This is a genomic window from Microcoleus sp. ARI1-B5 (assembly GCF_036705795.1).
GTDB lineage: Bacteria > Cyanobacteriota > Cyanobacteriia > Cyanobacteriales > Microcoleaceae > Microcoleus.
Window position 1 is genome coordinate 220,911 of sequence record NZ_JAUBVK010000003.1, and the last position, 20,383, is coordinate 241,293.

The 20,383-nt window shown below is 47.9% G+C and carries 18 protein-coding genes; 11 read left to right on the forward strand and 7 right to left on the reverse strand.

All coding sequences use genetic code 11. From position 1 onward, the window contains the following. The first annotated feature begins 110 nt into the window (after positions 1–110). From QUB63_RS06210 to QUB63_RS06225, 4 genes are all read left to right on the forward strand, one after another. Positions 111–1,793: an HlyD family secretion protein gene (locus QUB63_RS06210; RefSeq protein WP_332943929.1), complete on the forward strand. Its 1,683-nt coding sequence runs from the start codon at positions 111–113 to the stop codon at positions 1,791–1,793. A 440-nt stretch (positions 1,794–2,233) separates the two neighbouring features. Further along, entirely contained in the window at positions 2,234–2,686 is a 453-nt protein-coding gene (locus QUB63_RS06215; RefSeq protein ID WP_332943930.1) for a hypothetical protein, read from the forward strand. Between the two features lie 12 nt (positions 2,687–2,698). Continuing rightward, the gene (locus QUB63_RS06220; protein ID WP_332943931.1) at positions 2,699–3,466 is read left to right on the forward strand and encodes a PPC domain-containing protein; all 768 of its coding nucleotides are present in this window, start codon (positions 2,699–2,701) and stop codon (positions 3,464–3,466) included. A 201-nt stretch (positions 3,467–3,667) separates the two neighbouring features. Beyond that, entirely contained in the window at positions 3,668–4,825 is a 1,158-nt protein-coding gene (locus QUB63_RS06225; RefSeq protein WP_332943932.1) for a tetratricopeptide repeat protein, read from the forward strand. A gap of 103 nt (positions 4,826–4,928) precedes the next feature. Here QUB63_RS06225 and QUB63_RS06230 read toward each other — a convergent pair whose 3' ends face one another. Continuing rightward, positions 4,929–5,411: a hypothetical protein gene (locus QUB63_RS06230; protein WP_332943933.1), complete on the reverse strand. Its 483-nt coding sequence runs from the start codon at positions 5,409–5,411 to the stop codon at positions 4,929–4,931. Between the two features lie 317 nt (positions 5,412–5,728). Here QUB63_RS06230 and QUB63_RS06235 point away from each other — a divergent pair, with 317 nt between their 5' ends. Together QUB63_RS06235 and QUB63_RS06240 are read left to right on the forward strand one after the other, a co-directional pair. Then, positions 5,729–6,346, forward strand: coding sequence for an esterase/lipase family protein (locus QUB63_RS06235; protein ID WP_332943934.1), 618 nt, complete (start codon positions 5,729–5,731; stop codon positions 6,344–6,346). A 2-nt stretch (positions 6,347–6,348) separates the two neighbouring features. Continuing rightward, positions 6,349–6,957: an esterase/lipase family protein gene (locus QUB63_RS06240; RefSeq protein ID WP_332943935.1), complete on the forward strand. Its 609-nt coding sequence runs from the start codon at positions 6,349–6,351 to the stop codon at positions 6,955–6,957. Positions 6,958–7,226: 269 nt separating this feature from the next. On the opposite strand, the gene QUB63_RS06245 is transcribed toward QUB63_RS06240, so the two are convergent. Then, a complete protein-coding gene (locus tag QUB63_RS06245) occupies positions 7,227–7,658 on the reverse strand; it encodes a VOC family protein (protein WP_332943936.1) in 432 nt (143 codons plus the stop codon). A gap of 11 nt (positions 7,659–7,669) precedes the next feature. Between QUB63_RS06245 and QUB63_RS06250 the strand changes: the two genes are divergently transcribed. Next, positions 7,670–8,482 carry a TIGR00297 family protein gene (locus QUB63_RS06250; RefSeq protein WP_332943937.1) on the forward strand — a complete coding sequence of 271 codons (813 nt, stop codon included), beginning with the start codon at positions 7,670–7,672 and terminating at the stop codon, positions 8,480–8,482. 224 nt (positions 8,483–8,706) lie between these two features. Here QUB63_RS06250 and hetR read toward each other — a convergent pair whose 3' ends face one another. The 4 genes from hetR to QUB63_RS06270 form a co-directional block, all read right to left on the reverse strand. After that, positions 8,707–9,612 (reverse strand): heterocyst differentiation master regulator HetR, encoded by a 906-nt coding sequence (gene hetR / locus QUB63_RS06255; protein ID WP_332944225.1) that lies wholly within the window; start codon positions 9,610–9,612, stop codon positions 8,707–8,709. A gap of 742 nt (positions 9,613–10,354) precedes the next feature. Further along, entirely contained in the window at positions 10,355–10,582 is a 228-nt protein-coding gene (locus tag QUB63_RS06260) for a hypothetical protein (RefSeq protein WP_332943938.1), read from the reverse strand. A 569-nt stretch (positions 10,583–11,151) separates the two neighbouring features. Continuing rightward, the gene (patX, locus tag QUB63_RS06265) at positions 11,152–11,382 is read right to left on the reverse strand and encodes a heterocyst-inhibiting protein PatX (RefSeq protein WP_332943939.1); all 231 of its coding nucleotides are present in this window, start codon (positions 11,380–11,382) and stop codon (positions 11,152–11,154) included. Between the two features lie 94 nt (positions 11,383–11,476). Further along, complete coding sequence (locus QUB63_RS06270; protein ID WP_332943940.1) at positions 11,477–13,360, reverse strand: FAD-dependent oxidoreductase; 1,884 nt, start codon at positions 13,358–13,360, stop codon at positions 11,477–11,479. 326 nt (positions 13,361–13,686) lie between these two features. Here QUB63_RS06270 and cysC point away from each other — a divergent pair, with 326 nt between their 5' ends. Beyond that, positions 13,687–14,211: an adenylyl-sulfate kinase gene (gene cysC / locus QUB63_RS06275; protein ID WP_332943941.1), complete on the forward strand. Its 525-nt coding sequence runs from the start codon at positions 13,687–13,689 to the stop codon at positions 14,209–14,211. A gap of 84 nt (positions 14,212–14,295) precedes the next feature. On the opposite strand, the gene QUB63_RS06280 is transcribed toward cysC, so the two are convergent. Next, complete coding sequence (locus QUB63_RS06280; protein ID WP_332943942.1) at positions 14,296–14,610, reverse strand: hypothetical protein; 315 nt, start codon at positions 14,608–14,610, stop codon at positions 14,296–14,298. A gap of 10 nt (positions 14,611–14,620) precedes the next feature. Here QUB63_RS06280 and QUB63_RS06285 point away from each other — a divergent pair, with 10 nt between their 5' ends. From QUB63_RS06285 to QUB63_RS06295, 3 genes are all read left to right on the forward strand, one after another. After that, positions 14,621–16,051, forward strand: coding sequence for an SLBB domain-containing protein (locus QUB63_RS06285; protein WP_332943943.1), 1,431 nt, complete (start codon positions 14,621–14,623; stop codon positions 16,049–16,051). Positions 16,052–16,194: 143 nt separating this feature from the next. Further along, positions 16,195–18,522 carry a GumC family protein gene (locus tag QUB63_RS06290; protein WP_332943944.1) on the forward strand — a complete coding sequence of 776 codons (2,328 nt, stop codon included), beginning with the start codon at positions 16,195–16,197 and terminating at the stop codon, positions 18,520–18,522. A 399-nt stretch (positions 18,523–18,921) separates the two neighbouring features. Further along, positions 18,922–20,289, forward strand: a complete 1,368-nt coding sequence (locus QUB63_RS06295) for an NAD-dependent succinate-semialdehyde dehydrogenase (RefSeq protein ID WP_332943945.1) — start codon at positions 18,922–18,924, stop codon at positions 20,287–20,289. The last annotated feature ends 94 nt before the right edge of the window (positions 20,290–20,383 follow it).

The following is a 20,383-nucleotide window of genomic DNA, read 5'->3' on the forward strand; positions in this document are numbered from 1 at the left end:
TACAAATAACCGCAAAATACTACGCACCCTTAAAAAAAGCCGTCTTACTAAATAAAAACTACGTACCCTAAACAAACGACATCTTACTAAAGTATCAGGAGTCAAATACCATGAAAGGCACAAACGAAATCAACCCAGCAGAATTCAACGGTAACGGCAAAGGCAAAGCAGTAGCTGTATTAGAAAAGCCGATCGACGACACCATAGCAAAAAGCCTACCAGTAATCCCCGCGCCAGAAACAGAAGTCAGCGCCCCCGCCGAACTCAAAACCGGCGCCGAAACAGAAATCCAAGCACCCCTGCCGACGCCTGAAACGCCGAAGAAAAAACCCACCAAAGCGATAATTTTAGCAGCGCTGGGCATCGGGGCGATCGCCGCAGGCAGCTTCGGCTACAACTACTGGCAATACGCCTCCATCCACCAAGAAACCGAAAACGCCACAGTTGCCGGACACATCCACCAAGTCAGCAGCCGCATCAACGGTACAGTCGGCGAAGTCTTGGTAGAAGACAACCAACAAGTAAAACCCGGACAACTGCTGATCAAACTCGACCCCCGCGACTACCAAGTTAAACTGCAACAATCCCAAGCAGCTTTGGAAAACGCCCGCCGCCAAGCCGAAGCAGCCCAAGCCAATATTTCCCTAGCCGCCCAAACCAGCCAAGGCAAAACAGCCCAAGCTCAAGGAGATATCGGCACCGCCAACGCTGGCATTTCCACCGCCCAAGCAGCCATTAGAGAAGCCCAACAAGGCGTACCCGCAGCCGAAGCTGCTGTCGCCCAAGCCGAAGCCGGCGTGCCCGCAGCGCAAGCCAAAGTTGCCCAAGCTGAAGCTGTAATTCCCCAAGCTGAAGCTAAAGTGACGGAAGCCGAAGCCGGCATTGCCGCAGCGCAAGCTCAGCTAGTGCAAGCGCAAGCTAATCTCGTGAAAACGCAAGCAGATTATAAACGGTACGAAAGTTTGCAGCAAGAAGGTGCGATCGCCCGCCAGCAATTAGAAGCATCCAAAGCAGCCTACGAAGTAGCCGCTGGCCAAACCACCGCAGCCCAACAAGGAATTGCTCAAGCTAGAGCGCGTTTAGCCCAAGCCAAAGAAGGCGTAACCGCAGCGATCGCAGCAGTAGCCCAAGCTCGAGAAGGAGTTAAACAAGCCGAAGCTCAAGTCGCGCAAGCCCAAGTCGCCGTCGCCAGCGCCCAAGCTAAAGTCGCTGTAGCCCAAGAAGGCATCAGCACCGCTGAAGCTAAACTTGCTGCATCGAAGGGCGGATTGCAGCAGGCTCAAGCTACGGGCGAACAAACTAAAGTCAGCCGATCGCAGTATGATGCTGCTAAGGCTGCGATCGCCCAATCGGAAGCTGCGGTTAAAGACGCTCAACTGCAACTTTCCTACACGAATATCACCGCACCCGCCGCCGGACAAATCGGCCGCAAATCCGTTGAAGTGGGGCAGCGGGTGCAGTCTGGAACTCCGTTAATGGCGATCGTCAGCAACGATTTATGGGTAATTGCTAACTTCAAAGAAACGCAATTAGCAAACATGAAACCCGGTCAAAAAGTAGAAATCAAATTAGATGCTTTTGGCAACCGCAAATTTGAAGGTCGTCTCGATAGTTTCTCCCCAGCTTCTGGCGCTCAATTCTCCTTATTGCCTCCCGACAATGCCACGGGAAACTTCACCAAAGTAGTGCAGCGGATTCCGGTGAAAGTTGTGTTTGATGCCGAAAGCATTAAAGGCTATGAATCGCGGATTGCACCCGGGATGTCTGCTACCGTAAACGTTGAATTGAAATAAAATCAGTTCTCTAGCAGTTCTGGTGTAAGTTCGCCGACGTTGTTGGGATGAGTGCCCTCTTACCCTAGATTATATAGTAAGCTCGCGGACGCGCCAAGAACTGCGATCGCACTCATACCTCACCTATCCAATCGCGGCTATAGATGCAGAAAATTATGTAGGGTGCGCACGGCGCACCTTCCCGCTTCAATTAGCGCGTCAAACCAATTTTTACCAGAAAGAATTGGTTTAAAGCCCGCCCCCCTGAGCGGGAGAATTAAAAGAAGACTATTCATTACTCCAATCCTCGGACTTCCAGGTAGAGGTCGCCCTCAAGCAGTCAACTGTCATCTGTCACAGGTCAACTGAATGAAGTCATTCCTGCGTTAATCTTATCACTAACCAGCAAATCAGCCTAATTTTGTGTTATCAAAGAGCAGCACAAAACAACTAAAAATATCATGAAAGGGCGATCGCAAATCATACTCAGCACCAACCTAGCAATCTTCAGTATTTGCTGCTTACCCATTTTTGCCCAGCCCGCACAGACACTGCAAAACCTACCAGACGGCCAATATTTTTATGGAGAAATACCAGAAGCCAACCGCATAGCCACTCAATATATGATTTTCCAGAAAACAGGTGAAACCTTCACAGCCTTTGAATACCGCAGCAATACGAGCGACAATAGCTGTCTGAAAGGTACAATTAGTCAGAACACTTTTAATATTAAAACAGTAGCATATCCTCCCGACCCAGGTTACGATCGCCCTAAATGGGAATTCTCCTCCGGGAAACCCTTCGATTTCAGTAAATGGTATCAACTCAACATCAGCCAACTACCTGATTTTGGCGAAAAAAAACTCGCAGAATGTGTCCGCGCATTCAGTACAATACCAGACAACAATAAATAGAGGCAAATATTCATGAAAACCCTCCCCCTGGGCCTCACCCTCATCTCAGCAGTTATCACCGCCATCACACCAGTAGTCTTGGCCCAACCGCAGCCGCCAGCCAACGAAATATACATCGATAAAAATTGCCGCCGCAACCAACAACTACCGCAACTTGAAAGATTGACTATCTTCAGCAGAAACGAATTTATAACTAACAGTCAAAAATATTGGTTCTACGCAGCCCGCAATCTAGATGGAAGCGCGCTTTTCTGTATTTCACAACCCAATTTTAACCAACCAAAAGTTTTAAACGCCGAAAAAATACAAAGACAATTTATTGACAAAGTAATCCCAGACCCCAACAAAAAAACAGCCTTTATCATCGCAGTCAGAGGAGGAAATGGCCCAGAGGCACCAGTGACAAATTTTGGCTTAGATTTGAGCAATGTCGATCGACCAAAACTCACCCCTCTTTCCATCCTACAGCAGCGGGGAGCCCTCAAAGACGGCGACCCCACCCTTTCCAACGGCAGCTTGTCGCGCGAACACAGCTTCCAAGGACGTGCAGGTCAATCCGTCACCATCGACCTCAAAAGCAGGTCATTCGACCATTTCATCACACTAATCGCTCCCAGCGGCGATAAAATTTCAGACATCAAACCTGTTCGCGTGAATGGCAGAGAATCCCAAATCATCGTAAAATTGCCCAGTAACGGCACTTACAAAATAGTTGTTCAAGGACTCGATCGCACCAGCAAAGGTTCATACACCTTAAGCATTAATTCCAATCAACTTTAACAAACACCAGCCCAAATATCATAGAGCACTTCTGGGAAACATACTCTACACATCCGCGTTCATCCGCAGTTAAAAAATCCCAATCTTATTTTTGCGCAAAGCCAAAAATCACACACCAACATAAAAGCGAAAGTTGTTAACCACTGGCGCAACCAACCAAACATCAGCCAAGATAGAAACAACCGCATTCCCGCAACCGCCATGACAGACATCCACCAAATAGCCACCGCCCTAGAAAGCCAAGACTACAAAGGCGCCGCCCAACTCATCAAACAACTGCAAAAAGAATCCCCCGAAAATCCCTGGGTGCAATACTACATCGGCCGCTACTACGAACTCACCAACAACCCCGACAAAGCCCAAACAACCTACAAACAAATACTCCGCGACATCACCAACCCCAAAATAGTCTCACTCGCCCGCCAAGGCATTCAACGGATTGAAACCGCACAACAAAACCTCCGCCAACAAGCCATCGAAACCGCCAAAAACGACCCCAGCAGCCTCGAGCCCGGACTCCTCATCCTCGAACCCGTGAGTCCCGAAGACAAACCCGCAGCCATAAAAAATATCAGCAGAATCTTCAAAATCGACGCCTATACAACCCGGATGCAAATCCAAAGCCGCGGCTGGAGACTCTACAAAACCGGCCCCATCGCCGAACTCCGAATTTACGGCCAAGAACTTCTCAACGCCGGCATTCCCGTATTTTGGGCAACCCTAGCCGACATTCAACAAATCCAAATCTTCCGAGTGCAACACTTCGAGTCTCTGTCTTCCCCAGCGGTTGTTTGTAAAGATGGCCTAAATCGGCTCGGTTTTATAGAATTTAACTGGTCAGAAGTCAGCCAAAGAGTAGAAGGATTGTTGCCAATGTTCATAGAAATCATGGACTACTCGCCCAACCGCAGAACCGAGCAATTTCGCCACAAAGAAATCACTCAAGATTACGCTCAAATCTGCGACTTGCACATTCCCAGCAGAAACTGCATTCTGCGAATTTGCGACCAAAGTTACGAATTTAAACAAGGCGTTGACTTCACCAAAATTTCAGATACTATCCCAGCTTCACCGCACCCGAAAAACAAAACGAACCGAGTCAAAAAATCCCCACAAATGCCTCAAAGTACCACCCGAATTAACTGGAATCACTTGCTGGAAATATTTGACCAACAACTTGACGTTACAGTGTGGTCGGAATTTACTCCTTTTGCGGAGACAGTCCTCGATTACACGCATATGTTAAGCAAGATTGAGTCTCGTGTAGAGATCGATCGCAAATCCGAAACTCCTTGGGACCCTGCGTTCCAGCTATACAGCGGATTAGCCTTTCTCAGGAACCAAGGAAATAGGGAATAAAAAAAGAGTTAAAAATTAAAAATGAGGAATGCCATTTTTAATTCTTAACCCCAGCATTGGGAATTATCCAATCCCCAATTCCCTATTACCAATTCTCAATTTCCTACTTGGTTTTCACCTGACGGGCCATTTCCCGGAAATTGTTCATGCTGGGACCAGGGCTGCGACGAGTTCCAGTGGGTGTCGGCATTAAATTATTAGGAGCAAAAGTCCGAATCGGTTCAGCTTGACTCGGCACTTTGCCGTTAGTTGCAGCAGCAGGTACCTTGGCGGGTTCCGAAGTCTTAGCAGCAACGCTAGCGACTGGTTCCTTTTCCTTCTTAGACTTTTTCTCTACCTTAGCTTTCTTAGCCGGTTCAGACTTCTCAGATTTCTCAGACTTAACAGGCTCAAATGAAGCCGGTGCGGCCGCAACAGGCTCAGCCTTCTTGACAGCAGCAGGCTCGACCTTGGCAGGTGCAACCTTTGCCGGTTCTTTCGCCGGAGATTCGCCCAAATCTAGGAAATATTCAGACTTTTTCAAGCCCAACAGTCTGGCGAAAAAGCCGAAAATACCGCCGAAGAAATTTTTGATAAAACCAAACATTAGACTTACTCCTTTTGTTCTTTTAGAGAAATTTGTACAAGTTTGTCAACAAAGTCAGATTACGAGGTAAGGCAACCTTTGTCTATATTTCTTAATCAAAATTTACATTTTTTGATTAAAAACGCAGACATTGTAGTAATTTTTACTCAGTAATCCCCGCCTTACTTTGCACTTATTTACAAGATTATCTCAGAATTTATGACTGATTTCCGATTTGCCCGCGATACCTCGATCCGATTCGCTAGCTGTCCTAGTAGGGGTCAAACTCACGCCCGGGAGTAATTTATGCTGTAATCAGCAAGCAATTTTCTTTTCAAATGAACAGTTCGCTCGATCGCAATCCCGTCATCCTGATACACGGAATTTGGGACACCAAAACCATATTCAGTCAAATGTCAGCCCGCCTCACCCAACTCGGATGGTGTGTCCACAGCCTCAACCTCACCCCCAACGACGGCAGCCTCGGCCTCGACTCCCTAGCCAAGCAACTCGCAGACTACATCTCTGAGACGTTCGATCCAGAACAGGCTTTAGACATAGTAGGCTACAGCATGGGAGGCATCGTCAGCCGCTACTACGTCCAGCGACTCGGAGGCCTTAACCGAGTCCAGCGTTTCATCACCATATCTTCCCCCCACAGAGGAACCCTCACCGCCTATTCCCTACCCCTACCAGGATACCTGGATATGCGCCCCGATAGCAGCTTGCTGCGCGATTTGAACCAAGATGTAACCGTGCTCAAACGCATAAACTTTACATCAATGTGGACGCCCTTTGACATGATGATTGTACCGTCGAACAGCTCCCAAATGCCAGTAGGTAAAGAAGTTAAAATCAACGTCATGCTGCACCGCCAAATGGTGACAGATTCCCAAAGTATTAACGCATTAGTAGAAGAACTAGAAGCACCGATTAAAAATAAAATTCCCACTTAAAAATGAATAGCAATTTCAGTCGCAACCCAGTCTTGCTAATTCACGGAATCTTCAGAAAATCAGGAATTTTTTACAAAATGTCTGCCTACCTCAGAGATTTAGGTTGGTCAGTCTACACCCTCGATCTCTCGCCCCACTGGGGCAACGCCAGCATAGACGAATTAGCCAAACAAATGGCAAACTATATAGACAAAAACTTCGAGCCACAACAGCGTTTAGATATAGTAGGGTTGAGCATGGGCGGTTTAGTAACTCGCTACTACCTGCAAAGGTTAGGCGGCACGAACCGAGTGCAGCGCTTTATTGCCATATCTTCGCCTCACAGCGGTACTTGGACGGCTTACACTCTCTGGGGAAAAGGCTGCGTTCAAATGCGTCCTGGCAGTGCTTTTCTGGAAGATTTAAATCGAGATGCTGCCTTGTTGGAGAAGCTGAATTTTACTTCGATTTGGACTGATTGGGATTTCATCATCGTGCCGTCGAATAGTTCGCAAATATCGGCGGCAAAAGAAGTAAAATTGTCCGTGTTCGCCCATGGGATGATGGCGAGGCATTCCAGCAGTTTAAAAGCGGTTGCCGAGGCTCTCTCAGAACCATTGAAAAATTATTAATATCATGTCTCTTAGGTTTGATCGTTCGGAATGCGAGTCCTTTTCTCAATCTGAGGACTAAAGTCCTGACTACCAACCTATTTTGATTGCGGGTTCGATCGTTTGGAATGCAAGTCCTGTTCAATATCAGAGGACTTGCATTCCAAACGATCGAACCTATTTTGATTGCGGGTTCGATCGTTCGGAATGCGATTCCTTTTCAATAAGAGAGATTGATTCTCAATTATCAAAAAAATAACTCTATTCTGACCCACCCTACGAGGCTACCACTAAACTGCATCGCCGACTTCAGCGTATTCGCTGCGGCCAAAAATTGCTTCAGCTTCGCAGTAATACTTGAACTCCAGTATATTGTGGAAAGGGTCTTCTAAGAAGAAAGTGCGGTGCTCTGTGGGCAAACCGACAAATCGCCTTCTCGGTTCTTGATAGAAATTCAAGTTGTTTTGCTGGGCTTTTTTTAGCAACCCTTCCCAGTCATCCTCGTCCGTAAAAATTAACCCAAAATGCCGGGGATAGATGCCTCGCTGAGGTGTCAAAGGTTCGCGGCTGACGTGGGCGACTATTTGATGGCCGCACAGGCCCATAATCGCAGAATTCGGTGATTCGCGACCTAATTGGCAGCCGAGCCCGTCTACGTAGAAGGCTTTGGTTTGCGCAATATCTGTCACGGGGAAGGCAAGATGAAATATGACTTGGCTCATGGAGGTACTAGATGCAGAATTCAGAATTGTTCTTTAATTATTTATCTTGGTCTAATCCTTGGTTGGTGGCGATCGCCCTCAATACATTTTTACTCGCGATCGCCACCCTTGCTCCCAAAAAATTGCTTACTCCGGCTGGACAACTCCACGGTTGGCTGCTGGGTGTCATCATCTGGGGCTGTTTGGGATGGCGAGGCTATGCTGTGGTGATGTTCTACTTTCTTGTCGGATCTGGAGTTACCCGCATCGGGAAAGCCCAAAAAGAAGCCCAAGGCATTGCCGAAAAGCGATCGGGCGCCCGAGGCCCGGAAAATGTCTGGGGTTCGGCTTTAACCGCAACAATGAGCGCGGTGGGAGTTTTGGCATTATCTATTTTAGGAGAGACAGGCTCCATGCCTGTGCCACAAGAGGTGATTTACCTGTTGTTGCTGGGCTATGCGGCGAGTTTTTGTACCAAACTTTCCGATACCTGCGCTAGCGAAATCGGCAAAGCTTACGGCAAGCATACGTTTTTGATTACTACGTTGCAGCCTGTACCTAGGGGTACGGAAGGGGCCGTCAGTTTGGAAGGAACGATCGCCGGTATTGCGGGATCGATTCTGATTGCGGTTTTGAGTTGGGCTGTGGGTTTAATTGACTTGACAGGAATTGTTTTTTGTGTTATTGCAGCTTTTATTGCTACCAACATCGAGAGCGTGATTGGCGCGACGGTGCAATCAAAGTTTGAGTGGCTGACGAACGAGGTAGTGAATTTTTTTAATACACTCATAGGAGCGATCGCTGCGATCGTCTTAGCCTCTGTCTGGAAGGCTTTTTTAGCTTAGTCAGTGCCCTCGCGCGATCGCGACCCAAGAAACCGGGTTTTTTACCAAAATTCCCGGCATTAACGCAATATTTTCGCAAAAAAACCCGGTTTCTGCCTCCCCGATTATTAGTTATTAATCATTAGTGATTACTGTGAAGCAATAACCAATGACCAATGACCAATGACCAATGACCAATGACCAATGACCAATGACCAATGACCAATGACCAATGACTAATTAAACTAAGCGTCGTCTTGCGGCCCAAAAACCATTTGTACAATCATTGTTGGTTCGCCCCGCTTGTGATAGCGATCGGCCCAATTGCGAATAATTTCATCTAATTCCTCAACAGCTTGGTCGAGCCGTTCCGGCGGGATATCCAAAGTCTCCATAACTCGCATCACCTTGGGTTGTTTTTCCGCCCAATCCTTCATCAGCCGGAAATATCGAGCCGTATCCTCCACCATCGTAAACGTGCGCTCTTCCTGCTCTGCCGGAGAGTAAGTAGCGCGGGTGAGGGCATAAAAAGGCATTCCCCAAGGAGAATCTATCCGAGTCACCGTTCCGGAATAGATCAAGCGGCGTTTGATGTGTTCTGCTAGAGCTTCGCTCAAAGGCATTCGCCTTTCCGGAGGCAGATCTTCTTGCGATCGCCTGTGCAGAAACTCGATCAACTCCATAAACTGAAAAGAATTGATCAGTTGAGCGTCAGGCGGATTAGGAGGAATCTTGGCTTCGAGATATTTTTTTTCATCCGCAGTCAAGCTGTTTCCCGGAATCCGAGGGCGTCCCGGAAGCCAAGCATACTGTTCCAGCCAGACATAAGGAAACTGAATCAAATATCGAGGTTCTTGGGAACCCAACATTTTCAGCAATTTTCCCTTAGTCAGAGCTTCCCGGACTTCCTCGACGATCACTTTCACCCGTTTAGGCTCAATGTGATGCAAGTGTCCGGTCATCCGCAGGTTGTTTTCCTGCTCCATATAGGTCATATAAATGGCACACTTAGCCGCCGTTGCGGCCGCGTCTAGAAACGCCCCGTGCCTGTGCCCACTGGTTCTCATGGCGCTAAACGCCAGATATAGCATGATCTGATCCATTGCACTAGGGCTGAGGCTTTTGACCAGATCTAAAGAGTCATTTTTCATCACAATCCCCGAAATAGCCAAACTAGGAGGTATCTTGCGATCCTCCATTAAATTATTACAAGAGCGCCGAATCAAGCATAGCCGACTGTCGCTGGAAAGCTTGCCACCTACCCTAATATTCAGGCCGATTAATTTTCCGGATGTCACTGGGCATTGGCTTAAAGGCGATCGACACCGAATAAGTGCTTCTTATTGGCGAATTTAAGTCAAGTGGTTCACCCTCTGCACTCAGGGTGTACTTATATATAAGTTAGTTATCGCACGTTTATTATAGTGCAGCCATTGAAAATTAAACCGCACCGGCGGAGGGATAAGGTAAAGAACTATTGCGATCGGAGGAATTTGAGGCGGCTCCGAGAGGGGGAGAATGTCCGAGGGGGAGAATGAGAGCGTTTCCAATACAAAACCGCCATATACTAGAGTCTATCTCTAGGTAGATGGCGGTTCCAGGTTTATATAGTACAATTTATTACACAAAAAATCTCCTAAGGAGTATCAACAAAAAGTGCAGTTGGCATTGGAACTTGACTTTCCTATAATCTCAGAAAATCCGATCGATCGACACGGGCGGCCTCGAAACCAGCGTCGAAACAAGTCATACCATTGAAGCATTGAAGCATTGAAGCATTGAAGATTAAAGAATTGGGAATGACTGGTGAGCTGGGGGTTTGGAAGATATCCTATAGTTGCATTACTTGTTGGAACTGGTATCAGTTGCGGAACTAGCTTTCTGGCAATGCGATTAAAATTGTTGTAGTGCCGCAGTGTCAGCGCTGGGCTCCATAAACTCAAGCCGTCCCTTGCCTCTGCGGGCAGGGCGATCTCCTCTTTGTTGAGTTTGCGCTGACAACATATATTGAGCGGTGGCAGTTTCTAGCTGTTCGACTGGGGATTCAATGGAGAGAGCGGCGCTGGCACTCAAGCTAAGGCCCAACAGGCTCAGTAAAGCAATTGCAGTGTAGGTTTGCATGGGTAGTATCCGTGTCAGTGTCTATTTAGAGATACCGACTTTCCCCTTGCTCATCAGGATTGATTTCCCAGAAATTGCCAGACTATTCAAAAAACATGATGCGAGAATTATTTAACTTTTCAAATTGTGTCACCCACAGTAAATTTTAGTGGTTTAACTTGACAGGGTGAAATGTATTTACAGCCTTGAACATACAAAACCGCCAAATATCGAAAGAGTAAATCTCTCGATAGATGGCGGTTGAAGCTCGATCTATCATTTTTTACACACAAAAAATATCTATCATGACTGTCAGTCGATTTTCCATTTTTCGATTCTTCGATGGGGGCGAGCGAACAAGTTTGAGATTTTAGATTCACTTGCAGCATTTAATCACCCGAGCCCGAACTTGGGTCTAAAATTTTGGGATCTCCACAAAGCGAGCTTGCGTGGCACGGTACCCGTTGATTGCGGGTCAAAAAGAAGTGCAGTGCCGAGACGAACCTGACTTTCCTAGAATCCCAGAAAATCCGATCGACACTGGCGGCCGAAACCGACTCATTGGTGGAACTCCCTTTCGTCCCATGCCATTAAAATGCTGGTATGTGATGGGTGTAAAGATGAGGCTGAATGAACTGTCTGCGTCCGCTGCCTCTTTCAGGAGAACGATCGCCTTTTTGTTGTTGAGTTGGCGCCAAGACAATATAATCCGCAGTGGCAATTGCCAGCAGTTCGACTAGGCATTCAAAAGCACTCTGGGCGCTGGCACTCAAGGTAATGCCCAACAGGCTCAGTAAAGCAATTGCAGTGTAGGTGTGCATGGGTAGTATCCGTGTCAGTGTCTATTACCTGATACAGACTTGCCCCGATCGATCAGGATAGATTTCTGGGAATTTCGGAACTTTGCAAAAAACCTCAGCCATTCCATGCTACTGCTTCCAACCGCAGCCAAGCACCAGAAAAATTCAGCCTGCCCCATACTGTCAGAGGCTTTTCGGTTTCGCAACTCTCTAAAAATCTGTCGGTTTCCCAGTCCAAAGTCACGAGTTGCCAAGTTTGACCGGCTAAGGATGCGGGACTTGTCAGCGTTAGCGTCCAGTCTTGTGCGCCCAGACGGCGGAAAATTCCGGTAAATTCGCTTTGGGTATTTGCTGTTTTACTGCTGGGATTTACACAGAAACCCGGTTCAAATGTCAAGGTTCTGGGTTCAAATACAGGGCTTTTCTGGAGAAACCGGGTTTTTCCATCGCTTTTGACGAACAAAGGACATTCGCCGCTGGCGGGATATGCTTGAGGTCGATCGAGATAATAGCGCTGCCAATGTAGCCAGTCCGATCGCTCCGGTGTCAAATTAAATAAAGGAACAACTGCCGCCCTCGCCTCGGAATCTTGCAGCAAAGCTTCCTGCAAAACTCTGACAGGCAAATCGCGCGGCCCGCATCCAGTTTCGGCGCACAAAGCCGCAGCCATCCCCGCCGCCTGCCCGATATTCATCACAACAGGCTGCAAGCGAGTTGCACCGTTGGCGATGTGAGACACGGAAATATTTTTTTCGCAAACCAGCAAACCGTCTGCACTCTCGGGAATTAGCGCACTGTAGGGAATTGTAAACGGAGTGCCCGTCCAGCGGCCGCCCCAGCGGATGGATTTGGGCTGCAAGGGAATGTCGCCGGTGGTGTAGTGGTGGTCATTTGCATAGTTGCCGATCGCAATTGTCTCGCAAATTCCCTGAGAATTTACCGGCAACTTCGCAACTTTGGCGCCTGCAAAAGGCAAAATATCTTGTTCTGTGACTGTACTTATCCCTCGCAAACGGCGGCTTTCTCGGTAGTAGGGGTGCAAGGCGAAGGCAGAAAGCAGGGAAGAATGTTGTTGATTTTGGATGTTTGAAATGGGGAAAATGTTCTCTGCTAAGCCGTAGCGGGGGCCGAGTTGGGTTTGAATGAAGCGGGCGAAACTTTGGCTGTGCCAGAGACTTTCTTGGAGGAATTCTTCTCGGGATGCTGTCGATCCAATTAGTCGATCGACCTTTTCACCATAATCATTACCACAAATCGGCCAATTAATCATCAACAATCCCCCAGGAAGTCGGCCGTAATTGAGAAATTGTTCGGGAGTGTAATCTTTCCAAGCATCGGAAAATCGATCGGGATTGTCAACAGGCGGCGCGGGAATTTCTGGCGCCACCGCACCTTCCCCAAAATCCTGCATGATTGCCACCCAAGTCGGAGCTTGCACCGAATACCTTTGTGTGAGAGCGTTAGAGGATATCGGCGCGCTGGGTTCTCCCCACTCGGCTTGGAATTCCCAACCCCAGCGGTGCCCGACATCCGCTAAAGCCAGCAAATCTCCCAATTCCGTTGCATCCAAAGTGATTTTCGCCGCCACCGTAAAATCTGCAAACCGAACCCCAGAAATTCTGTTGCCTTCACATAGCACATGGAGGGCTGTTTGTCCAGAAATCCACTGCAAGTTCGGCAAACATTTCACCCAATCAGCAAAAATTTCAGCACCAATGCGGGGATCGTAAGTAAAAAAACTGACCCAGCCCCAATCCAAACCTCCCGGCTGTCGCTGCTGGATTTCCCGGAGAAACGCGCCCCACAAACCTGTCTGAAAGGCTGCTAATTCGTTGCCGTCGGGGGCCGAAACGCCGGCCGAAGTCAGCATTCCTCCCAGCCAGGGGAATTCGCTGACTAAAATAGTTTTGGCACCTCGGCGGGCTGCTTGGACTGCTGCTGCGGTGCCGCCGGTGCCGCCGCCGACTACCAAAACATCTGCTTTTAAGACCGAAGACATGGGCAATAGGATTTTAGATTTTAGATTTTAGATTTTAGATTGCTAAAGGCTCAGTTAGGTGCTAGGGGATAGATGTCCGGTGTTGGCGATCGCAAATTAACTTTTAATGTGTAAAGACTTGACAAATAATAAATCGGGAATTATTCGACGGTCGCACAATTTTGTGACTAAATGACCCCAGGGGCGATCGCAAATTTTGATTTCTCCTTTTTGGCGCGCAAATATTGCCAAGATGACACCGCGAATAACGATAATAGAAAAAAGGGGAACTGCATCTATAAAGTTTTACGTCCTATAATTTCCCAGTTACTAATTAACGGCTGAAAATGGAAAAAGGTTTGATCTTATGGTTCACCGGGCTGAGCGGTTCCGGCAAGACAACTATCAGCAAAGCTCTCGAACCCGAATTGAAGGCTCTAGGCTGCAAAGTTGAAATATTGGATGGAGATGTCGTTCGCACCAACTTGTCAAAAGGCTTGGGATTTAGCAAAGAAGACCGAGATACTAATATTCGGCGGATTGGATTTGTCGCGAACCTACTCAGCCGCAATGGAGTTGTGGCAATTACGGCAGCTATTAGCCCCTACAGAGCAATTCGCGACGAAATTAGGGCGATCGAGCCAAATTTTGTTGAGGTGTATGTCAAAGCGCCGTTAGAAGTGTGCGAAGCCCGCGATGTCAAAGGGCTGTACGCTAAGGCGAGAGCAGGAGAAATTAAGGGTTTTACGGGCATTGACGATGCTTATGAAGAACCGCTGAATCCAGAGATTATTTGTTACACAGAGCGAGAAAGTGTGGCAGACAGCGTTAAAAAAGTTCTGAGCAAGTTAGAAGAGTTGGGTTACATTTGATGTTGGCGGGGTAGAAACAGGATAGGGGCAAACAGCGATGGTGGTGAAAAGTTCTTCGCGGGGCGTGCAACTCGAGCAAAAACCTCACCCTTCGGTAGCCTTCACCCAGAGGGAAAGGGGAGAAATTCTCCCTTCTCTTTGCAGGAAAGGGGCCCAGGGAGAGGTTTTCAGCAAAAGCTGCAAGCTGGGTGATTGCGTAAGTAATGCTGTCAAAAATTTAATTGTCCAAAGTTTAACAGTGTCAGTGCTGGCGGCGGCTGTGGGCTCGTATCCGGCGGCGGCCCAGTTTTTGCCTCCTCCTCCGGCTTCTTCTTCTCCTCCTTCTTCTTCTTCTCCTTCTCCTCCTTCTCCTCCTCTTCCTTCTTTTCCTCCTCCTCCTCCGGCTTCTTCTTCTCCCATTCCCGTACCGGTGCCGGCAGCGCCTGGATTTCCGGCGGTTCCGGCAAGTGCGCCTTCGAGTGTACGATCGGAAGTTTACACTTTGGGCGCGGGCGATCGCGTTCAAATGGACATCTTCAACGTCCCAGAGTACAGCGGCCCCAACGGTCAACACCAAGTACAGGCTGACGGTTCCCTGAGCTTGCCGTTAATTGGCAGCCTATCCGTGGCCGGAATGACCTTAGAACAAGCTTCTAATGCTGTCAAGGAGCGATACGGCAAATATCTCAAACGTCCTTGGATTACGCTGAAACTGCTGGCTGCGCGGCCTTTGCAAATTGCGATCGCCGGCGAAATCAACCGCCCCGGAGCCTATACAATATCCTCAGCAGCAGGCCCCGGAGGCACATCAGAGCAAATCGGCACTCAAATGCCCACAATATCCCGGGCGCTGCGACTCGCGGGCGGAATTACCCAGTCAGCAGACGTGCGGCAAATCAAAATCCGCCGCCCCCAGCGCAACGCAGCGGAACAAATTATTAGTGTGGATTTGTGGGAATTATTGCAAAACGGCGATTTGCGCGCCGATATGACTTTGCGCGACGGCGACACGATATTTATTCCCACTGTAACTAGCCTCAACCGCCAAGAAGCACCGACTTTAGCAGTAGCTAACATTACCGGACAAAGCACTCAACCAATTAATATTGCTGTGGTAGGCGAAGTAACTCGCCCCGGTACTTATACTCTGGCAAAAGAGGTGCAAAGTAGGGTACAAGAGAATGAATCGGGTGCAGATTCTGGTTTATTTGCTGCTAGGGAAACTCCCGGCTCAGGGGAAACTGTTTTGCAGCAAACTGTAACTAGGGCTATTAAAATGGCGGGCGGCATTACGCCGGTAGCTGATATCAGACAAATACAAGTTCGCCGCCTGACGCGGGCGGGTACGGAACAAATTATTAATGTGAATTTGTGGCAACTTTTGGAAGCGGGAGATGTATCCCAAGATTTAGCGCTGCAACAGGGAGATACGGTAATCGTTCCCAAAGCAGAAAATCTCGATGCAGCCGAAGGCGCACAAGTTGCTACTTCTAATTTTTCACCGGATTCGATTAAGGTGAGTCTTGTGGGAGAAGTTGTGAAACCCGGAGCTTTTGCGTTGGGGCCCAACACTACTTTAAATCAAGCGCTGGTAGCGGCGGGAGGTTTTAATAAATCGCGGGCAGAAATGGATTCGGTGGATTTAATTCGCCTCAATCCTAACGGCACTGTTTCGCGGCTAAGTGTTAAGGTGAATTTTTCCGCAACAGCCAATGAAGAAACTAATCCCAAACTGCAAAATAATGATGTAATTATGGTAAGGCGATCGGGCCGCGCTGCGTTCTCGGATAATGTAGGCGGGACTCTCGCTCCTTTAAGCCCGCTGTTGGGAATATTCCGGTTGTTCAATATTTTTCGGTGATTTGAATAGACTAGCGCTAAGGCCTCATCAACCCGGTTTCTACAAAAAATTTCGGTTTGGTAACGAGATATCTAGTTAGAAACCGGGTTGATGAAACTGCGCCAGCCGTACAGACGTTTAAACTAATAAGTTGTAGCAATCAAATGAAACCAGGTAAAAAAGCTCAAATAGCACTGTTTAATCACAATAAAAAACTCCTCGGGCAGCAAAAGTTATCTTCCGTGCTTTATGAAGAAGAGCAATTTTTTGGGAGGGACAAAACTGAGGAAGAACAGTTAAGTTTTTGGGAAGTCTGCCGCAGTCGCTCCATCTTAGTCATCGGCGTAGCAGCTGCAGTGACAACTGCGGTTTTTGCCTGGACGCTGAATCAAAAAAGCGAGTACGAAGGACATTTTCAATTATTAGTAGAACCAGGAGTTACGCCAAACACTTTAGCAAAAGTCTACTCCGGCGAGATGAAACTGCAACCGGCTGCTCCCGCGACGCCAGAAAATCCAGGTTTTGACTACGAATCGCAAATTCAAGTTTTGCAAAGCCCGCAAGTAATGTCGCCAATTATCAAACAGTTGCGGGCGAAATATCCCGAAATGAATTACAACTATCTTTTGAACGAAAAAGCCGATAATTGGCCGTTTTCTCAGGGAAACAGGCTGTCAATCAATCGGTTCAAAAATACCAAAATTATCGAAGTTAGATATCGGGATTACGATCCGAAAAAAATTCAGTTTGTTTTGGAAAAAGTTGCCCTAGGCTACCGCAACTACAGCGTGCAAGATACCAAAACTCAAATTAGCCAGAGTCTGGATTTTGTGAAATCGAAAATTCCCAACCAGCAAAAGCGCCAACAAGTTCTGCAAACAGAAATTCAAAAGTTGCGGCAGCAGTACAATTTCATCGATCCGCAAATTCAAACCCAACAACTGGCGCAGCAAATCAGCCAACTTCAAGCGCAAAGATTGGACGCGCAAACGCAGCTAAACCAGCAGAGATTGCTCTATGCTAACCTGCAAAATCAGCTCGGATTAAACCAGCAACAAGCGCTGATGGCCTCGGCTCTGAGTCAAGCTCCCCGCTATCAAGGAATGCTGACTCAATTGCAGCAATTGGAAGGGCAAATTGCGATTAATTCGGCGACATATACAGACCAAACTCCGCAAATGCAGTTGTTGCGAGAACAGCGCAAAAATCTGATTCCTTTGCTGAAGAAAGAAGCCCAACAGGTTCTGGGAAAGGATTTAGCTAAGGTGAATTCGCAAGTGCTGGCTTTTCAAGATCCGGTGCGGATTAAGTTGATCGAGCAGTTTATCGGTACTGCTAATTCTATTCAGGTGTTGGGGGTGCGAAATCAGGTTTTGGAACAGGCTGCTAAACAGTTGAATCAATATTCTCAAGGATTCCCGGTGATTTTGCGGCGCTATTCCGATTTGCAGCGGGAGGCGGATTTGACTAACAATACGCTGAATGGTTTGCTGGCAAAACAGCAAGCTTTGCAGCTTGAAGCTGTGGGTAAAAAAGAGGTGGCTTGGGAAGTTATTGCTAAGCCGGAAATTCCGCGCTACAAAAATGGCGAGTTGATGGCTGTTGCTCCGATTATGCCTTTGAATTTGGCTTTGGGGGGATTGGCTGGTTTGCTGTTTGGGATGCTGGCGGCGCAGTTGGCGGAACGGTTTAATAATAAAACTGTGTTCCATTCTCCCGAGGATGTCAAACATTCGATTCGGCTGCCTTTGTTGGGGGTGATTCCTGCTAGCGATAAAATTTTGAGACTGCCGCCTGCGGAGACAACTACTATTGATGTGGGAAGTTCGCCGGTGCCTACGGATGCTTTTCAAGAGGCTTTTCGATCGCTCAATGCTAATATTCGGCTGTTAAACGTTGATACTCCGATCAATTCTTGTGTAATTACGTCTTGTCAAGTAGCTGACGGCAAGTCTACTGTGGCAGTAAATTTGGCGCGGGCGGCGGCGGCAATGGGCCAGCAAGTGCTGTTGGTGGATGCGGATTTACGGCGGCCGCAGGTGCACGAAATGCTGGGTTTGCCGAACTGGCAAGGGTTGCACAATGTGATTGCTGAGGATTTGGATGTGGAAGAGGTGATTTTGCGATCGCCCCGCGATGAAAATTTGTTTGTGTTGACTTCCGGCCCGGTTCCTCCCGATCCGACAAAGGTGCTTTCTTCGCGAAAAATGCAGCATTTAATGGCAGCTTTGGCGGGTCATTTTGACTTAGTTATTTACGATACTCCGCCGCTTTTGGGTTTGGCGGATGCGAATTTGTTGGCGGCTCACACTAACGGATTGATGCTGGTGGTGGGGCTGAATCAAACTGAGCGGGAGGCTCTGCTGTTGGCTTTTGAGGATTTGAAAATGGCGGGGATTCCGCTGTTGGGAATGGTGGCGAATAATGATAAGGGCAGCAGGTATTACTATCAGTCTTACGTGCAGAATTACATTGAGGAAAAGTCTGTTTAGGATGATTCTATGGGATTGTTAACGGCGAGCGGGGACAGCACTGTTACTCGTTACCAGGCTCTGCCTGGTAACGGAGATCCGGAGGCTCTGCCTCCACTATCGATTGTCCCAGCCGAGGCTCTTCCTCGCTTATATGGGTTAAGAGGCAGAGCCTCTTAACCCATATAAGCCATGCGATCGCCAACATAAACTTTAAAAACAAAAATTCTTAAGATTTGCGATCGATACCTTGCACTATAATTAAAAGTGGAGACATTTAAACAAATCCCGGCACTTGCAACTTAGCAAGGCCTGAAAACGTGGCTGGCAATTTTCTATTTTGTAATACATCGATACAACTCCCCAGCTAGCTTGAAAACTAGCAGGGAGTTTTGTATTTTTCATGCAGGAGATGAAACAATGGCTATTGCTACTATCAACCCGGCAACGGGAGAAACGCTGAAAACTTTCGATCAGATAACGGATGAGGCAATTGAAGCTAAGCTGGAATTAGCACAGCAAGCTTTTAACAAATACCGCTACCTGCCGTTTGAGCAGCGAGCTCTGTGGATGCAGAAAGCTGCGGATATCTTGGAGCGCGATCGCGAAATTTATGCCCAAATGATGACGCTGGAAATGGGCAAAACGCTCAAATCGGCGATCGGCGAAATAGAAAAATGCGCCTTAGTTTGCCGCTACTACGCCAAAAATGCTGCTCAATTTATGGCAGACGTACCCGCAACCACCGACGCTAGCAGCAGCTTTGTCCGCTACCAACCGCTGGGCGCTATTTTAGCCGTCATGCCCTGGAATTTCCCATTTTGGCAAGTTTTTCGGTTTGCGGCACCGGCGCTGATGGCGGGCAATGTCGGCTTGCTCAAACACGCTTCCAACGTGCCGCAGTGCGCTTTGAAAATCGAAGAGATTTTCGCGCAAGCAGGCTTTCCCGAAGGAGTTTTTCAAACTTTGTTAGTGGGAGCAGACAAAGTAGCTAAGATAGTTGCGGACGATCGCGTAAAAGCAGCAACTCTCACCGGTAGCGAACCGGCTGGTGAAAGTTTGGCAGCAAATGCGGGCAAAAATTTGAAAAAAGTAGTGCTGGAATTGGGAGGAAGCGACCCATTTATTGTGATGTCCAGCGCCGATTTACCAGCAGCTTTATCAACAGCAGTCACATCGCGGATGCTGAATAACGGTCAATCTTGCATCGCCGCCAAACGCTTTATTTTAGCAGAAGAAATCGCCGACGAATTCATCAAAGGATTTGTCGAAAAATTCGAGCAATTAAAAGTAGGCGATCCGATGTTGCCCGAAACCGATATCGGCCCTTTAGCTACCCCAGCAATTCTCGAAGACTTGGACAATCAAGTGCAAGCTTGCATTCAATCGGGAGCAAAACTCCTGACAGGCGGCCGCCCACTGTCAGAGAAAGCAGGCAATTTCTACTTGCCAACTATTTTGACAGATATTCCCCCGGATGCTGCGGCGCGCCAACAAGAGTTTTTTGGCCCCGTGGCTTTAGTATTCCGAGTTGCAGGCATCGATGAGGCGATCGCCCTCGCCAACAGCACATCTTTTGGCTTGGGTGCGACAGCTTGGACTGCGGTAAACTCAGAGAGCGATCGGTTTATTTCCGAACTAGAAGCTGGCGCCGTATTCATCAACGGTTTAGTAAAATCCGACCCCAGATTGCCCTTTGGCGGCATCAAACGCTCCGGTTACGGACGCGAATTGAGCATCGAAGGAATTCACGAATTTGTCAACATTAAAACAGTGTGGGTAAAATAAGTAAAACTCGATACACTGCTCGTGTAAATATCAATTAATCTGCGTTTGTCCGCGTTCATCTGCGGTTGAAAAAATTAATGTCGTATTTTTCCGA

What these genes read in the sequence shown, in the direction of transcription:
- QUB63_RS06210 (WP_332943929.1), top strand. Translation starts at nt 111, where the DNA reads ATGAAAGGCACAAACGAAATCAACCCAGCAGAATTCAACGGTAACGGC.
- QUB63_RS06215 (WP_332943930.1), top strand. Translation starts at nt 2,234, where the DNA reads ATGAAAGGGCGATCGCAAATCATACTCAGCACCAACCTAGCAATCTTC.
- QUB63_RS06220 (WP_332943931.1), top strand. Translation starts at nt 2,699, where the DNA reads ATGAAAACCCTCCCCCTGGGCCTCACCCTCATCTCAGCAGTTATCACC.
- QUB63_RS06225 (WP_332943932.1), top strand. Translation starts at nt 3,668, where the DNA reads ATGACAGACATCCACCAAATAGCCACCGCCCTAGAAAGCCAAGACTAC.
- QUB63_RS06230 (WP_332943933.1), bottom strand. Translation starts at nt 5,411, where the DNA reads ATGTTTGGTTTTATCAAAAATTTCTTCGGCGGTATTTTCGGCTTTTTC.
- QUB63_RS06235 (WP_332943934.1), top strand. Translation starts at nt 5,729, where the DNA reads ATGAACAGTTCGCTCGATCGCAATCCCGTCATCCTGATACACGGAATT.
- QUB63_RS06240 (WP_332943935.1), top strand. Translation starts at nt 6,349, where the DNA reads ATGAATAGCAATTTCAGTCGCAACCCAGTCTTGCTAATTCACGGAATC.
- QUB63_RS06245 (WP_332943936.1), bottom strand. Translation starts at nt 7,658, where the DNA reads ATGAGCCAAGTCATATTTCATCTTGCCTTCCCCGTGACAGATATTGCG.
- QUB63_RS06250 (WP_332943937.1), top strand. Translation starts at nt 7,670, where the DNA reads ATGCAGAATTCAGAATTGTTCTTTAATTATTTATCTTGGTCTAATCCT.
- hetR (WP_332944225.1), bottom strand. Translation starts at nt 9,612, where the DNA reads ATGAAAAATGACTCTTTAGATCTGGTCAAAAGCCTCAGCCCTAGTGCA.
- QUB63_RS06260 (WP_332943938.1), bottom strand. Translation starts at nt 10,582, where the DNA reads ATGCAAACCTACACTGCAATTGCTTTACTGAGCCTGTTGGGCCTTAGC.
- patX (WP_332943939.1), bottom strand. Translation starts at nt 11,382, where the DNA reads ATGCACACCTACACTGCAATTGCTTTACTGAGCCTGTTGGGCATTACC.
- QUB63_RS06270 (WP_332943940.1), bottom strand. Translation starts at nt 13,360, where the DNA reads ATGTCTTCGGTCTTAAAAGCAGATGTTTTGGTAGTCGGCGGCGGCACC.
- cysC (WP_332943941.1), top strand. Translation starts at nt 13,687, where the DNA reads ATGGAAAAAGGTTTGATCTTATGGTTCACCGGGCTGAGCGGTTCCGGC.
- QUB63_RS06280 (WP_332943942.1), bottom strand. Translation starts at nt 14,610, where the DNA reads ATGGGAGAAGAAGAAGCCGGAGGAGGAGGAGGAAAAGAAGGAAGAGGA.
- QUB63_RS06290 (WP_332943944.1), top strand. Translation starts at nt 16,195, where the DNA reads ATGAAACCAGGTAAAAAAGCTCAAATAGCACTGTTTAATCACAATAAA.
- QUB63_RS06295 (WP_332943945.1), top strand. Translation starts at nt 18,922, where the DNA reads ATGGCTATTGCTACTATCAACCCGGCAACGGGAGAAACGCTGAAAACT.